The organism is Parachryseolinea silvisoli (assembly GCF_021190955.1).
GTDB classification, from domain to species: Bacteria; Bacteroidota; Bacteroidia; order Cytophagales; family Cyclobacteriaceae; genus Ohtaekwangia; species Ohtaekwangia silvisoli.
The window spans coordinates 179,390-194,362 of record NZ_JAIOAO010000007.1; the positions used below are offsets into that span (position 1 = coordinate 179,390).

Here is a 14,973-nt window from a genome sequence, read left to right on the forward strand (position 1 = left end):
CTGTTTTTTCTTCGCTCTCGCTCTCACACTCACGCTGTTTTTTATCTTTGCGGTCTGATCATGAAAAAAGTCGCTTTTTATACGCTCGGCTGCAAGCTCAACTACTCGGAGACGTCTACGATCTCGCGCATGTTCGAACAGAAGGGCTATCAGAAGGTAGATTTTACGGATTCCCCCGACATCTTCATTATCAATACCTGTTCGGTAACAGAGAACGCCGACAAGAAATGCCACAAGATCGTACGCGAAGCCCGTGGCATTTCGCCTGATGCGTACGTAGCGATCATTGGCTGCTACGCCCAACTGAAGCCGAAGGAAATCTCGGAAATCCCCGGTGTGGACGCCGTGCTGGGCGCTGCGGAGAAGTTCCGCCTGGTGGAGCTGCTGGATGGCTTTGTGCGTCCGCCGCAAGCCACCGTCTATGCGTCCGACATCGCTCGGGCCGACACGTTCAACACGTCGTATTCCATGCACGACCGCACCCGCACGTTCCTGAAAGTACAAGACGGCTGCGACTACTCGTGCACCTTTTGCACCATTCCCCTTGCCCGCGGCAACAGCCGCAGCGACAGTATTGAAAACATTCTGAAAACCGCCCGTGAGATCGCCGCCACCGACGTACGCGAAGTCGTACTGACGGGCGTTAATACCGGAGACTTTGGCTTACAGAACGGCATACGCGTAGAGCGCTTTATCGACCTGGCTCATGCACTCGACCAGGTGGAAGGTATTGACCGTTTCCGCATCTCTTCGATCGAGCCCAACCTGCTCACCGACGAGATCATCTCCTTCGTAGCCGGGTCGCAGCGGTTTGTTCCGCACTTTCACATTCCCCTGCAGTCGGGTTCTAACAAGATCTTACGCCTCATGCGCCGCCGCTATCAACGCGAGCTCTATGTAGAGCGCGTGGCCAAGATCCGTGAGCTGATGCCGCATGCCTGTATCGGCGTGGATGTGATCGTTGGCTTCCCCGGCGAGACGCAAGACGACTTCCTGGAGACCTATCGTTTCCTGAACGACCTGGATATCTCCTACCTGCACGTCTTCACTTACTCCGAGCGCGAGAACACCCCTGCGGCTAAAATGCCCAATTCCGTGCCCGGCAGCCAACGCGCTGACCGCTCGAAGATGCTCCACATCCTCTCCGACAAAAAACGGCGCAAGTTCTACGAAGAAAACATCGGTCGCGAAGCCACCGTTTTGTTTGAACACGACATCGAAAACGGCATGATGCACGGCTTCACCGAAAACTATGTCCGTGTAGTGGCCAAATACGACCCCGTGCTCGTCAACGAGCTCCGTCGCGTAAATCTCTGCCGCATCACCGACGAAAGCCTCCTCATGGAAGTGGACGACTCCGTGGAAGAAACCCTCTCGCACCAGTAAGAACTCCCCTCCTCTCACCGATACTTCGCGTGAGTATCCCGGTCTTTTTCCAGTGCTTTAAGCACTGAGACATCTCTGACTAAACTCTGGCTATACACTGACTCAACACTGAGACATCTCCGCTTAGTGCCCTACAACAACCCCATCCTTTAGCTCAATCCGTCGATCTGCCATCTTTGAAAGTTCTTCATTGTGGGTAACGATGATAAAGGTTTGACGCATCTGGTCGCGTAGCTGAAAGAACAGCTTGTGAAGCTCCAGGGCATTCTTCGAATCCAAATTACCGCTGGGCTCATCCGCCAGGATAATATCCGGTGCATTGATCAACGCCCGGGCCACGGCCGTGCGCTGCTGCTCCCCACCCGACAGCTCCGAGGGCTTGTGGTGCGCCCGATCGCCTACCCCCAGCATCGTCAGCAATTCCGTTGCGCGGGTTTTAATGCCCGCCTCATCGGCCGGATTGCGGATCAGCGCCGGAATGGACACGTTCTCCAATGCCGAAAACTCGGGTAGCAGATTATGGAACTGGAAAACAAAGCCAATCGACTTGTTGCGGAATGCCGCCAGCGGGCGGGCGGACATCGAAAAGATGTTTTGGTCGTGAATGGTCAGCTGCCCTTTGTCGGGAGTGTCGAGCGTGCCTAGGATGTGCAGCAAGGTGCTTTTTCCCGCGCCAGAAGCCCCAACAATGGCCACCACTTCCCCGCGGCTAACCTCGAGATCGACGCCCTTCAATACTTTTAACCGCCCATACGATTTTTCGAGTTGTGTCGCTCTCAGCATGTGTGATTTCCTGTGTTTCCTTGAAATAAAGCAGTAAATAAACTAGTTTCGCCCAAAACAAAAAATTCATGAACATACACGAGTACCAGGGCAAAGAGATTCTCAAGAAATATGGTGTAGCCGTTCAGCGAGGCATTGTTGCCGACACGCCGGATAGTGCCACCCAGGCTGCCAAAGAATTACAGGCAGAAACGGGCACAAAATGGTTTGTCGTAAAGTCGCAGATCCATGCCGGCGGACGGGGTAAAGGTACCGTGAAAGAAACAGGCTCAAGAGGCGTTGTCCTGGCCAAAGGCCTGGGCGAAGTAGCCGAGAAAGTAAAAGCCATTTTGGGTGGTACACTGGTAACGATCCAGACCGGTCCCGAAGGAAAGAAAGTAAACAAAGTGCTCATTGCCGAAGATGTATACTATCCCGGTGATCTGGAGCCGAAAGAATATTATATGAGCATCCTGCTCGACCGTTCGAAAGGATGCCCGGTGATCATGGCCTCTACCGAAGGGGGTATGAACATCGAAGAGGTGGCCGAAACCCATCCGGAAAAAATCATCAAAGAGTGGATCGATCCCCTGCTGGGTCTCCAACCCTTCCAGGCACGCAAAGTAGCGTTCGCTTTGGGTTGGGAAGGCAACGCTTTCAAAGAGGGCGTAAAATTCATACACTCCTTGTATAATGCATACCTAGGTCTCGACGCTGCCATGTTCGAGATCAACCCGGTGCTGCGAACTTCTGACGGCAAGATTCTGGCTGTGGACGCTAAAGTAAATTTGGACGACAACGCCCTTTATCGTCACAAAGACCTGGCTGAGCTGCGCGACATCACCGAGGAAGATCCACTGGAAGTAGAAGCTGGTAAAGCTGGCCTCAACTATGTAAAGCTGGACGGTAACGTAGGCTGCATGGTAAACGGTGCCGGTCTGGCCATGGCCACCATGGACATCATTAAAATTTCAGGTGGTGAGCCTGCAAACTTCCTCGACGTGGGTGGTGGAGCAAACGCAGAAACAGTAGAAGCTGGTTTCCGGATCATCCTGAAAGACCCGAACGTAAAAGCTATTTTGATCAATATCTTCGGTGGTATTGTACGCTGCGATCGTGTTGCTAATGGTGTGGTGGAAGCGTACAAAAAGATCGGTGACATCAAAGTACCGATTATTGTCCGCCTGCAGGGAACAAACGCTGAGGAAGGCGCGAAGATCATTGAACAATCAGGTTTGAAAGTGTTCTCCGCGATCGTACTGAAAGATGCCGCACAGCGCGTAAAAGAAGTTCTGGCCTAGCAGATTATTTACTCCGGCGAGTTATTTGATAATTGCCTATATTGAGGAAAATTTGACCGGCCCTTGTTGATGAAAAGGTTTTTCACAATTTCGTTTATTGCTATCCTACTGCCTGTAGTCGCAGAGGCTCAGAGTTTCTACGCCATCCGAAAGAACCGGAACCTTCTCGTTGGATTAGGTTCCGGTACTGCAAACTACTTTGGTGAATTGGTGAACCCCGGTGAAACTGGCCGGTTAAGACCAAATATCGCTGTGAGTGGTGAATATTACCTGACCGATCGTATCAGTACACGTGCCTCCCTGACCTGGTTCCGAACCTCAGGCTCCGACGCCAAGGCCAACGACGATCGCCAGGAACGCAACCTGTCATTCACATCCAGCAACTTCGAACTGTCCGTGATGGGCGTCGTAAACCTGATGCCTATAGGCGCCCGGTTCTATCAGCGCTCCAAGCTGAACCTCTATGGCTTCATCGGCGTCGGTGCGCTCTACTTTAATCCCAAGGCTGAATATCAGGGCAAGAAGTATGCACTGCAACCCCTGCAGACAGAAGGTTCCAGTTATAGCCGCTTCGTACCGGTAATACCGATGGGTTTCGGCGCACGGATCAAGCTCGACCCGTTCTTTAATATTCTGCTCGAAGGAGGTTATCGTGCCACTTTTACCGATCACCTCGACGACATCAGCATCCGGCGCTACCCGGATGGCGCTACCTTGAAGAGCGACATTGCCCGGGCCCTCTCCGACCGCCGCGTCGAGATCGGCACACAGCCGAGTCGTCCCACAGAAGTCGGCGTCCGTGGCAACCCGGAGAAGAACGACAGTTATTTTATCGGCTCCGTTACATTGCAATACTACCTGCCTCAGGAAATATTCAATGGTTCCAACAGAAAGCTGTATAACAGGAAACGCAAAGCGTATTATAAGCGTCGATAGTATAAGGCTATCTGGATCTGGTAAAAAACAAAAAGACACCGCGCTGCAAACTCGGTGTCTTTTTGTTTTTTACCACAGGGGCATCTGGCACGAGTGCTCGCGCCGGGCACGGTGTGTTAGGCGAAGGTGGTCGGCATAACCGTGGTTGTTTATGGCAGTCCAGGGGACGGCAGTACCGCGAACGTACTCTGCGCTATTGTGTGCTTGTGCTAAAAGGATTTGTTATGGCGCTACGTCCAATACCTGGAAGCGCGAGTAATTACTCTTATACTCCGGCACGATCTCTTTCATCAATGTCACCATCTTGTGTTCATTGCGGTCGTGGATGAAGTCCTCGAGCAGGTCGAGGTTACGACAAATCTCGTCGTATTGATATTCTGATACCTTCGCCTTCATGATTTTCTCATGGTGCGTTGGAATAGTATTTTCTTTGTCGTTCAGCAGCTCTTCATAAAGCTTCTCGCCGTCACGTAGACCGGTAAAGACAATTTCGATGTCTTTATTGAGCTCTTTGCCCGACAGCATCACCATCTTCTTGGCCAGATCATAGATCTTCATGGGCTTGCCCATGTCGAAAATAAAGATCTCACCCCCCTGCCCCATTACGCCGGCTTCGATTACCAGCTCGCAGGCTTCGGGTATAGTCATGAAGTACCGTGTAATGTCGGGATGTGTCACCGTCAGCGGTCCACCCTTCTGGATCTGTTCTTTAAAGATTGGAATCACGGAGCCATTCGAGCCCAGCACGTTGCCAAAGCGTGTAGTAACAAAAGAGGTCTTGCTCGCTTTACCCAACAGTTCGAGGTGGCGGTCCAGCGACTGCACGTAAATCTCGGCAATGCGCTTGGTGCAGCCCATCACATTGGTGGGGTTCACCGCCTTGTCGGTTGAGATCATGACAAACTTCTGCAGCTTGAACTCCACCGCCAGGTCTGCCAGTTGGCGTGTACCAAAAATATTAACCGATACTGCCTCCGAAGGGTTGCTTTCCATCAGGGGCACGTGCTTATAGGCTGCAGCGTGGAAGAGTATTTGTGGGCGGTAGTCGTTAAAGATGCGATGCATGCGCACCTTGTTGCAGACGTCAGCTACAAACACGACAATAGTCGTCTGTAGGCTCTTGCCTGTCAGCTCGCGCTCAATTTCATATAGCGGCGACTCGGCCTGGTCGATCAGGATCAGTTTCTGCGGCTTGAAGCTCAGTGCCTGACGGGCCAGTTCCGACCCGATCGAGCCTGCCGCGCCGGTAATACAAATGACTTTGCCTGTCAGATCGGCTTCGATTGCACCATTGTTCAACCGGATCACCTCGCGGCCCAGCAGATCTTCAATATTGACATCGCGGATCTCCTTTACGTCGAAGTTATTGCGTATCCACTTCTCGAACGACGTTACGTAGCTCACCCGTAACTGGTGGTTGAGCGCTTCGTCCACAATCTCGTTCTTACGGTCGATCGAGATTCGCTTGATGGCGATGATCAGCTTCTTGGCCTTGAACTTCTTGGCCAGTTCGCCGAGTTTGTCGACGCTGTAGATCTTGATGCCATTGATGTCCTTACCATTCTTCTTCGGGTCGTCGTCGATGAAAGCCACCAACTTGTACTGCGACGTCATATCAGACTCGAGCGCCTGCTTGGTCAGAAACCCTGCTACACCGGCGCCGAACACAATGACCGGCACCTTGGATCGATGCCCGCCCTTATAGAAAGTAAATACGTTCTTTACCATCAGGCGGTATTGGTACAACAGCAGCGAGGATATAAAGAAGGAGATAAAAACGACGGAGAAGGGAATGATATTCCGTCCGGCATTGTAGTGATAAATCAAATTGATCAGTACAATCAGGACCATGCTCAGGAGCTCGGTGCGTACGATGCGCAGACCGTCCTGGATGCCGGTATACCGGACTATGCCGGCGTAGCTCTTCGTCATAAACGTAGAGAACAGGGAGGCCAGCAAAAAGACGAGAATTCCAGGGAAAGGATTATACTCCAATACGATTGTCGTATCGAAATTAAACCGCAACAGAAAGGCTAGCGAGACTGAAAAAAGGATCAGGAACTGATCAATCAGGATAACGATGTATCGCGGTAATACCGTGAGCCTGTTAATGATTCTAATCAAAAAACTAGTATTTAAGTGACTACTCTTCTTTCGCCTTTTTTCTTTTTAAGAGCTTGTACCCTCCGAGCAGTCCACCAGAAATCAACAGGTACTCGATACCTGTAATGGGCACCTTATCGGGGTCACCACCCGGAGGATTCGTGGGTTGAGCATAAACTATGGCGCGGTTAGCTATCAGCATAAAAACTACGACGAAGAGGGCCTTTTTAACAAAATTCATTTACGTGATTATTTCTTGATCAACCGATAGCTCTTTTTAATACTGTTTTTGTCGACAACCATGAGGTATAGTCCGCTGCCCCATGCGCTCGCATCTATGGTATAGTTCGATTGGCCTGCTACCACCGGTACGGACGATATCACCTGCCCCATGGTTGTTGTCACCTGAATACTGCGTACGTCGCTGTCGACGATGTGCAGCGTAAGTTGGTCGGCTACGGGGTTCGGGTAAGCGCTCACCAAAACGGCGCCTTGTTCCCCATTTATCCCCTCGCGAGCTGCCTTCAATACTTCAAACGACGTTTTGAAAACCTCAGGTGAACATCCTCCCAATGAATTGATGCTCAATTCATTGGCACCATCTTGTAGTGCCTCGACGGGCAACTGGAAAGAGATCGCAGCGCCCGTGCCCTGTACAGGACCTGCAATAAGTGTTCCTGCAGCATTTACCAAAGTATAACTTACACCCGAAGTCGTGCCAGAAACCTGCACGGTATGCTCAGCAGAAGCAGCATCCACGACAGCTGGGCTCTCGATCGTTATCCCTGCAAGGGCATCATCTGCAACACTCACGCTAAAGCGGTGAGGGTCTTTTGAAGCCTCGTTTTCATCTATGGTGAAGGCATACGTGCCTGACTTCAGCTCCACGGTTTTACCGAGGTACTTGTCGGTCAGCATAAAGTGATACCCGGTTATTACTTTGGTTGTCAGCGCGATGTTGTATGATCCGGCCTCGACGCGCGTCATTTCCAGGGGAAAGACGGTGTTACAGGTCAGCGCGCTTACGGCGTTGATCGCCATGGCCCGATCGTCTGCGGCAAGAGTCGAGAAGCTGAACCCTCCGAGATTGTAAAGCTTGGGCGCATCCAGGCTATCGAGTCCGGGCTGTGCGGCGTCTTGTACTTTTACATAAGCAGCATCGGATCGCTGACCATCGGAAAGTACCACTGCGAACGAAGGAATTTCAATCGGTGCGCGCTCACGGAAGAATTCAGCTACCGGCGTTACCTTTACCGATTCTGTTAGTCGCAATACCGGGCTTGCTCCTGTAGCCCGCACAAAAAAGGCCTGACTCGGAGCAATCTGTCCGTTCGGAATGTCATTCGTTACACCTGCTTCGTAGTAACGCATCATACCCGTGCCATTGTCGACAATCGCGATTACAACCGACATGCGGGTGCGGGTCCAACCCGACACATCCCAGTCGATGGTCGCCGGGTACGGGTTGCCTATGAGGTTCCAGCCGTTTGCATCGACGTCAGGGGTCGCTGTGTAGGTAACAGGAAATGTGATGGTGCCCTGATTGATCGGTCCGGTAACGTCTACGACAGTAGGGACCGTACATTCACGAATGTATGCCGCATAGCCTTTGCCTGTTTCCAGGGGACTGTTAGTTGTCGACGTACCCACCAGCGGATAGCCGACGTAGCCGGCATCAACATTGCCTGTCGCGGTCTCGTCGTAGCGGTACATCGAATATGCATTCGAGCGAATGTTGTCGCCACAGATGGTCTGTGTGGGGCTCGGGTCCTGGAACTTGCCGGTAATAGGGAAATCATCCTTCCATTGCGCTACCATGGCATTGGTCACAGGACTCGACAAATAGCGATAGATCCGGCCTTCCGGACTCATGTAGCGCTCCACTGTTACGTCACCTGAGATCGTATTGCCACTCAGCAGTCTATAGATAGAACCATTTGTGCCGCCTGGCGCATCTGTTGTCGATCGTACTACCAGGTTACCATTAGAGGCAACGGTAACATTGCTGGAAGGGCTGACAAATTGCAGAAGTCCCGTCAGGTTCAGCGTCGATGTGAGCTGTACGCCAGCTCCACCCGATTTCGTTACGTTAATATTAGAGAATGTCGCTCCTCCGGCAGAGACGGTCTGTGCGGCCGCGCCCCCGAAGGTGACAATGGTGGTTCCCATACTAAATGTGGCGTCGGGCGCGAAGGTGATATCGCCGTTGATCGTGGTATTCACGGTCAACGTCAACGACTTGCCGGATGCCAGCTCGATGTCATTAAAGGTTGTGCTGCTGGCCCCCCCTACCGAAGTAGTACCGTTAAAGATTACAGTGCCGGTACCTGCGGCAAAGTTGCCGGTGTTGTCCACCCAGGAAGGGCCTTGCATGGTCAGTGTCTGTGCGCCAGCGTTGAGTGTGCCGCGCGTCAGCGTTACCGTTCCGTTGACGCTGGTTGCCTGAGTCAGGTTGACACTTTCCTGTATCTGGTTGGTATAGATCGTCAAGTCGCCCAACGCAGTTGCGCTGGAGGGGAGCTCCGGCCCTGCGTTGATGGACGCATACGGTCCGCCGGCTACGGTCGCCGTGCGGTAGGTTACATTATAAGTGCCTGTCGCTACCGGCGCTTCACCTGTTAGCGAGCCGGTATTGTAACGGGTGATCGTTGCATGGTTGTCCATTGTCAGGCCCGAGGTATTGGTAAACACGCCGTTATTCAGACTCAGCAACGTACCGACGTGAAGTGTGCTATTGAGCGTCACGCCGGCGTTCGCGCCGGTGCGGTTAAGTGTCAGCGTGCCTATGTGATTGGCGGACGGGTTGAAGACCAGCGTGCCAACGCTACCGCCGGTAGTGCCGGCAATCGTCATTTTCGACAGGCTGGTGCCGCCGAATGAGCCGTTGGTTCGGCTCACTGTACCATTAAGCGTCAATAAATACGTATCGCCCAGGTTCAGGCTGCCGCTGCGCAGGCTTAGCGCCCCATTAATCGTAACAGCCGACGCCAGCGTTACACCGGCCGAGTTGTCGATGGCCGTGGTAATGTCAGCTGTAGTGGGATGCCCGGCGCCGATGAACTGCGCGCCCGCACCACCATATACGATCGTAGAACCGGCCGCATACGTCCGATAAGTGCCTACCGTGCGAATGTTACCGCGAGTAGACGAGTTTTGAATGGCGCCCAACGCATCAAGCGAACCCACGATCAGCGTCCCTTCCAGCACGAAGGCTGCGGGGCTTGCGCCGGTGATCGGCGAAGTACCGACGTTCAGCGTTGTCTGAGGGCTGATATAGGTATTGATATACCCCACTATATAACCGTTGTTGACATAGGTGCGTGTGCCATTGCCCAGGAATCGCAGACTTCCTTGTGTGGGATTGGAGCCGACCTCTTCGATGCGGCCGGTCACGAGCAGGAAGTTACCCTGGAAGTTAATGGTACTGTTACCGGTGGTGCCCGCGTTGCCCAGCCGGATCCGGCCGTTGGCCGTAGCATTCATGGTAAAGTCTCCGGCAATGTTCAATGTACTGGTACCGGTATGAGTCAGGTACGAACCCGCCGGGATAGATGACAGGTACGTAAAGTTCCCTTGCACATTCATCGTGGCGACGCCTGACACTGACAGATTGAAACGCGCCAAGCCGGTTGTTGTAAATTCACCTGCCACGTCCAGTGTCAGATTCTGACTGTCGCTGAACTGTACAACATTCGTCCCGGTGTTGACAATCCGCAGATCGCCCGTTATTGTTGTGAGCATACCCGCAAAGTCAACCAGGGCGGCCTGGTTCGGAGAGTTATAGGTCACATGGCCCAGCGTCTGCGACCAGCTGTTGTCGGTTGCGGTAATCGCCACGATGTTGGCAAACGTAAGCGTGACCGTAGAGGTAGCATTCCACTGTGCGGTGGGCAGCGTACCTACAGAAGTGGAGTGCTGATGGCGATATTCAGACCCGGCATTGAAGCGCAGGCGGCTGGCGACGTCCTGATTGTCGATGGTCGAGCCGTTGGTCCGGACAAAGATCCCGTTTACCACCACCAACGAGGCGGTGACAGGCTGGATCAGGTCAGTACCCGCGCCATCGGCCACGGTAATGATGCCGTCTACTATCAGCCGGTAGTTCAACGTCAGCTGGTCGGCCGTGATTGAGACCCCGACCGGAATTGTAATAGTATGGTTGTTCCGAATGGCAATGGCCCCCGCCGTATAGGTCGGGTAGGTCGCGGCTGCGACCCAGGCCGCTCCGTCAAATCGTTGCCAGGTTGCGGCGCTGTTCCAGTCACCCGTACCTGCTGTGCGGTAATCCCCGGTGGATTGCCCTGCCGCATTCTGGTAAGACAGGGCCAGAATGGCTATAAGGAACCAAAGTCTCATGGATGTAATATTTAAAGCCGTTTAATGTACAAATGTACTCGAAAAATCCAGTTACAGAAAGTTTATCAGCGAACGGACACGTTAGTAACCCATTGCCGTTTTATAGTATCGATAACATGCAAAAACTGCTCCTCTGTTGTGTTTGTCCCCGACGGCAGGCAAAGTCCCTGCCGAAAAAGCTCTTCCGAGACGCCATTGCTATAAGCGGGGCAGTCTTTAAAGATGGGCTGCAAATGCATAGGTTTCCACAGTGGCCTGCTTTCCGCGTTTTCGGCATCCAGCGCCAGACGTAAGGTCTCCGGTGCGAAGCCGGTAATTTTTTCATCCAGCAGGACCGTCGTCAGCCAGCGATTCGAAAATGCTCCTTCCGGCTCGGGCAGGAATTCAATTCCGGGAAAATTTTTCAGCTCGTTATTATAGTACGCATATATCTTCCGCTTTTGTTCGATCCTCGTGGGCAGAATTTCCATTTGGCCCCTGCCGATACCCGCGCAAACGTTACTCAGGCGGTAGTTAAATCCTATATGACTGTGTTCGTAGTGCGGCGCGGGGTCGCGTGCCTGGGTGGCCAGGAACTTCGCATGCTGTATCCACCCTTCGTTGCGGGCTACCAGCGCCCCCCCGCCCGATGTGGTAATAATTTTATTACCATTGAAGGAATAGATGCCCATATCGCCAAAAGTACCGAGTTTCTTACCCTGGTAAGTCGACCCTAGCGCCTCGGCGGCGTCCTCGATCACGGGGATCTCATAGCGTCGCGCAACGTTCATGATCGCCTCAATTTGGGCCGGCATACCATACAGGTGTACGGCGATAATGGCCTTGGGCTTACGCCCCGTCTTTTTCTGACGGTCTACAATGGCCTCCTCCAGTAACACAGGGTCCATGTTCCATGTCAACCGCTCTGAATCTACAAACACCGGCACGGCGCCCTGGTAGGCAATCGGGTTGCAGGAGCCCGAAAAAGTAAAGGTTGAGCAGATAACCTCATCACCTTGCTTAACCCCCAGGAGGATCAGCGCCAGGTGAATAGCGGCCGTTCCCGAACTTAGCGCCGCGCAATACGGAATATCGTTATACGTCGCAAGCGAGGTTTCAAACGCGCCAATGTGCGGGCCTACTGGCGAAATCCAATTGGTTTCAAACGCTTCCTGCACATATTTAACCTCCGCGCCGCCCATGTGCGGGGATGATAACCAAATCTTTTCCTTCATGTCTTACTGAATGATAATCTACTCGCCTTGACGGCCATCCTGAACCACAGGCTGCCTGACGGCGGCGCAAATATATACGATTCGCAGGCCAAATGTGGAGGTAATCCTACGAGAAAAAGCAATTAACCCGTCCGGGTGCGCTGGTAGTAGAAGGCCGGGATCAGGAGCATGAGTAAGGTGGGGTTCAATATGAGCCGGTGCAGATACGAAATGAGCGGGCCATTGTACAGCGGAAAGTACAATTTCAGCACAAAATACGGCAGTAGAAACAGGACGGTACCGGCCACTTGCACCCATATGGCGAACAACAGGTATTTGCGTTCATAAAACAGGGCATGGATCAGGCCGATGGCCAGCAGGTCGTTAAGCAAGAACCGAACCGTGCGGTTGATCAGAAATTTGTGCAGGGGTGCGGATGCCAGGTGCCACGCACCCGCCACATCCAGCCGTTGAAAAAGGAAGACCAGCACCAGACCGGTGACGCACGCCACGCCCAACGTCCATCGCAGGGTAAGCCCCTTATGCATGCGCCGGCTTACGGGTAAATTTCCGGATCCAGATGATCCACAGCACAAAGATCACGGCGTACAGAGACGCGGTGAACAGATATTTGTGTACGAAGTACATCGCATCGGGCATCGTGCGCGATACAAAGAATAGCAGACTGATGCGCAGCAGATTTATGAGGTGAACCACTACAATGCCCATCGGTATAAACCACAGCATCGGTTTGCGCCAGGGTCCAAAGGCCACGATAAAGGCCAGGAACATCAGCATGGTGTTGACGCCGTTACACCCTTCATACACCGCCAGTATCTCCTGGTCTTCAAACACCAGGTTGGTGACCGGCCGGCTGTAATGGTCTTCTGTGATCACCGCCCACCCCGTCGCACGCAGCGTCGCTGCCGTTTGCACGGTGACGATGTGGGTGATGGGATCGGGCTTCGGATGATATGCCGTAATATAAATGCCGTACAGCATGTTCGTCAGCATATATAGCCCGACAAAACGCAACAGAAAAAAGACCGTAGGACGGAACTCAGCAAACGAAAAGTTTTTCATCGCACCAGGGGTTTAGCAGGTACACCGGCCACCGTTATGCCGGCAGGTACATCGCGTAGGACCACAGCTCCCATGCCCACCACACTGCCCTCGCCAATGACAACACTGTTACGCAGGTTGGCGCCCGAACCTATATAGGCCGACGTTCCGATCGTTACTCTTCCAGAGATATTTACTCCGGGCATGACCGAAGTGTAATGGCCGAGCGCGGTGTCGTGCCCGACGGTAACATTTAAATTCAGCAGTACATGATCCCCCAGGATGATGTCCGTCGTCAGTATACAGCCGGCGGTGATGATACAGCCGGCGCCGCACTGAATCGCCGGCCGGTTTTGTAAAATGGCTGCGGGGTGTATAATGACCGGGTACCGCACATGCTGATTAACAATCCTGCGCACGAGTGCCGCTTTACTACGCGGATCGCCAATGCCGAGCACGACATCGATCGGTTCCGGATAGGCATTCAGAAATTCCAACCCACCTTTCACGACCAGCCCGGGCACTACCACCTGCCCGGGCGCCACGCCATCGTCGACAAAGCCTTCGACCGACCACTCCGGCAACGCCAGCAGCAGTGACATTACCTCGCGGCCCAGGCCGCCGGCCCCGTAGATGAGCAGTCGCTTTTTCATGATACGTTTGTATACTTAATGACCCGCGCAGGGTTTCCAACCGCGACAGCATAATCTGGTATATCGCTGGTTACGACAGCGCCCGCGCCGATCGTCGCCCACACACCTATTTTCCTTCCAGGAATCACTACCGCCCCGGCGCCGATAAACGTACCCTCTCCAACCGATACCGTGCCACAGAGGACAGTACCCGGCGCGATGTGTACAAAGTCGTCGATGATACAGTCGTGGTCTACACGCACGCCCGTATTGAGAATGCAGTGATTGCCGATGCGGGCTTGCGCCTGAATGATGACGCCGTGCATCACCATGTTACCAATACCCCAAGAGGCACGCGACGAGGCGATCACCGACGGGTGTATGGCATTCGTATATTCGTGGCGCGTGATCGAGGCCACATGCTTGCGTACGGCATTGTTACCGATGGCCACAACGGCCCGGGCTTCGGGCATAAAAGCAGGATCATAGGCCCCGCGTTGCGGCACGCCCCACAGGTCGCCGGTATATTGGGGATCAAACAATGCCATGACTTGCACACCCTGCGCCTGCAGGCAATCCAGCACGACCCGTGCATGCTCACCACCGCCTTGTATGATCACTTTATTCATTGCCCATAAATTTTTCCATGGTCACGGACGTGTCACTGGTGATGCCGTCGGCCTTAAACACCTTCATGACCGTTAAAAATAAGATTTTTATATCTAATGCCGCCGAGAGGTTGTCGACATACCAAATATCGTAGGTAAACTTCTGTTGCCAGGATATAGCGTTACGACCGTTCACCTGCGCCCACCCGGTAATGCCAGGTCGTACAGCGTGGCGACGCGCCTGTTCGGGGTTATAGCGCGGCAAGTACTCTACCAGTAACGGCCGCGGTCCCACCAGCGACATATCGCCCTTCAGCACGTTGATCAACTGAGGTAACTCATCCAACGAGGTCTTGCGAATAAACTTCCCGGCTGCGGTAAGGCGATCGGCATCAGGCAATAATACACCCTGTGCGTCGCGGGCGTCAGTCATCGTCTTAAACTTGATGACCGTAAAAATCTTACCGTTCTTGCCAGGGCGCGGTTGCAGAAACCAGATTTTGCCCCGGTTTACAATCGCCAGGGCCAGCATCGATCCCAGGATAAGAGGCGAAGCCAGGATCAGGGCGACAAAGGCAACACAAAAATCAAACAGGGGCTTACAGACAGATCGATACACGTAACTCGGATTTTA

General features: G+C 53.3%; 13 protein-coding genes. 3 read left to right on the top strand and 10 right to left on the bottom strand.

Annotation, left to right across the window (positions count from 1 at the left end):
* Positions 1 to 60 precede the first annotated feature (60 nt).
* Positions 61 to 1,386 (top strand): tRNA (N(6)-L-threonylcarbamoyladenosine(37)-C(2))-methylthiotransferase MtaB, encoded by a 1,326-nt coding sequence (gene mtaB / locus K7P01_RS29785; protein ID WP_267298250.1) that lies wholly within the window; start codon positions 61 to 63, stop codon positions 1,384 to 1,386.
* 123 nt (positions 1,387 to 1,509) lie between these two features.
* On the opposite strand, the gene K7P01_RS29790 is transcribed toward mtaB, so the two are convergent.
* Positions 1,510 to 2,169 carry an ABC transporter ATP-binding protein gene (locus K7P01_RS29790; protein WP_267298251.1) on the bottom strand — a complete coding sequence of 220 codons (660 nt, stop codon included), beginning with the start codon at positions 2,167 to 2,169 and terminating at the stop codon, positions 1,510 to 1,512.
* A gap of 68 nt (positions 2,170 to 2,237) precedes the next feature.
* On the opposite strand from K7P01_RS29790, the gene sucC reads away from it, so the two are divergent.
* Positions 2,238 to 3,449, top strand: a complete 1,212-nt coding sequence (gene sucC, locus K7P01_RS29795) for an ADP-forming succinate--CoA ligase subunit beta (protein WP_267298252.1) — start codon at positions 2,238 to 2,240, stop codon at positions 3,447 to 3,449.
* A 69-nt stretch (positions 3,450 to 3,518) separates the two neighbouring features.
* The gene (locus tag K7P01_RS29800) at positions 3,519 to 4,385 is read left to right on the top strand and encodes a DUF6089 family protein (RefSeq protein WP_267298253.1); all 867 of its coding nucleotides are present in this window, start codon (positions 3,519 to 3,521) and stop codon (positions 4,383 to 4,385) included.
* Between the two features lie 222 nt (positions 4,386 to 4,607).
* Here K7P01_RS29800 and K7P01_RS29805 read toward each other — a convergent pair whose 3' ends face one another.
* From K7P01_RS29805 to K7P01_RS29845, 9 genes are all read right to left on the bottom strand, one after another.
* On the bottom strand, positions 4,608 to 6,509 hold the full coding sequence (locus tag K7P01_RS29805; RefSeq protein WP_267298254.1) for a polysaccharide biosynthesis protein: 1,902 nt from the start codon (positions 6,507 to 6,509) through the stop codon (positions 4,608 to 4,610).
* Between the two features lie 19 nt (positions 6,510 to 6,528).
* Entirely contained in the window at positions 6,529 to 6,729 is a 201-nt protein-coding gene (locus tag K7P01_RS29810; protein ID WP_267298255.1) for a hypothetical protein, read from the bottom strand.
* Between the two features lie 8 nt (positions 6,730 to 6,737).
* The gene (locus K7P01_RS29815) at positions 6,738 to 10,844 is read right to left on the bottom strand and encodes a T9SS type A sorting domain-containing protein (RefSeq protein WP_267298256.1); all 4,107 of its coding nucleotides are present in this window, start codon (positions 10,842 to 10,844) and stop codon (positions 6,738 to 6,740) included.
* Between the two features lie 65 nt (positions 10,845 to 10,909).
* Complete coding sequence (locus tag K7P01_RS29820) at positions 10,910 to 12,058, bottom strand: DegT/DnrJ/EryC1/StrS family aminotransferase (RefSeq protein WP_267298257.1); 1,149 nt, start codon at positions 12,056 to 12,058, stop codon at positions 10,910 to 10,912.
* Positions 12,059 to 12,180: 122 nt separating this feature from the next.
* Positions 12,181 to 12,585, bottom strand: coding sequence for an exosortase F system-associated membrane protein (locus tag K7P01_RS29825; protein ID WP_267298258.1), 405 nt, complete (start codon positions 12,583 to 12,585; stop codon positions 12,181 to 12,183).
* A complete protein-coding gene (gene xrtF, locus K7P01_RS29830; RefSeq protein WP_267298259.1) occupies positions 12,578 to 13,120 on the bottom strand; it encodes an exosortase family protein XrtF in 543 nt (180 codons plus the stop codon). The genes K7P01_RS29825 and xrtF overlap by 8 nt, the downstream gene beginning before the upstream one ends.
* Entirely contained in the window at positions 13,117 to 13,752 is a 636-nt protein-coding gene (locus K7P01_RS29835; protein ID WP_267298260.1) for an acetyltransferase, read from the bottom strand. The genes xrtF and K7P01_RS29835 overlap by 4 nt, the downstream gene beginning before the upstream one ends.
* Complete coding sequence (locus tag K7P01_RS29840) at positions 13,749 to 14,360, bottom strand: acetyltransferase (RefSeq protein WP_267298261.1); 612 nt, start codon at positions 14,358 to 14,360, stop codon at positions 13,749 to 13,751. Before K7P01_RS29840 ends, K7P01_RS29835 begins: the two co-directional genes overlap by 4 nt.
* Positions 14,353 to 14,958, bottom strand: coding sequence for a sugar transferase (locus tag K7P01_RS29845; RefSeq protein ID WP_267298262.1), 606 nt, complete (start codon positions 14,956 to 14,958; stop codon positions 14,353 to 14,355). The genes K7P01_RS29840 and K7P01_RS29845 overlap by 8 nt, the downstream gene beginning before the upstream one ends.
* Between the last annotated feature and the right edge of the window lie 15 nt (positions 14,959 to 14,973).

Excerpts from the sequence above, each read along its gene's own strand:
- K7P01_RS29810 (WP_267298255.1), bottom strand. The coding sequence starts at position 6,729 with ATGAATTTTGTTAAAAAGGCCCTCTTCGTCGTAGTTTTTATGCTGATA.
- K7P01_RS29840 (WP_267298261.1), bottom strand. The coding sequence starts at position 14,360 with ATGAATAAAGTGATCATACAAGGCGGTGGTGAGCATGCACGGGTCGTG.
- K7P01_RS29820 (WP_267298257.1), bottom strand. The coding sequence starts at position 12,058 with ATGAAGGAAAAGATTTGGTTATCATCCCCGCACATGGGCGGCGCGGAG.
- K7P01_RS29790 (WP_267298251.1), bottom strand. The coding sequence starts at position 2,169 with ATGCTGAGAGCGACACAACTCGAAAAATCGTATGGGCGGTTAAAAGTA.
- K7P01_RS29800 (WP_267298253.1), top strand. The coding sequence starts at position 3,519 with ATGAAAAGGTTTTTCACAATTTCGTTTATTGCTATCCTACTGCCTGTA.
- K7P01_RS29815 (WP_267298256.1), bottom strand. The coding sequence starts at position 10,844 with ATGAGACTTTGGTTCCTTATAGCCATTCTGGCCCTGTCTTACCAGAAT.
- K7P01_RS29825 (WP_267298258.1), bottom strand. The coding sequence starts at position 12,585 with ATGCATAAGGGGCTTACCCTGCGATGGACGTTGGGCGTGGCGTGCGTC.
- sucC (WP_267298252.1), top strand. The coding sequence starts at position 2,238 with ATGAACATACACGAGTACCAGGGCAAAGAGATTCTCAAGAAATATGGT.
- mtaB (WP_267298250.1), top strand. The coding sequence starts at position 61 with ATGAAAAAAGTCGCTTTTTATACGCTCGGCTGCAAGCTCAACTACTCG.
- K7P01_RS29835 (WP_267298260.1), bottom strand. The coding sequence starts at position 13,752 with ATGAAAAAGCGACTGCTCATCTACGGGGCCGGCGGCCTGGGCCGCGAG.
- xrtF (WP_267298259.1), bottom strand. The coding sequence starts at position 13,120 with ATGAAAAACTTTTCGTTTGCTGAGTTCCGTCCTACGGTCTTTTTTCTG.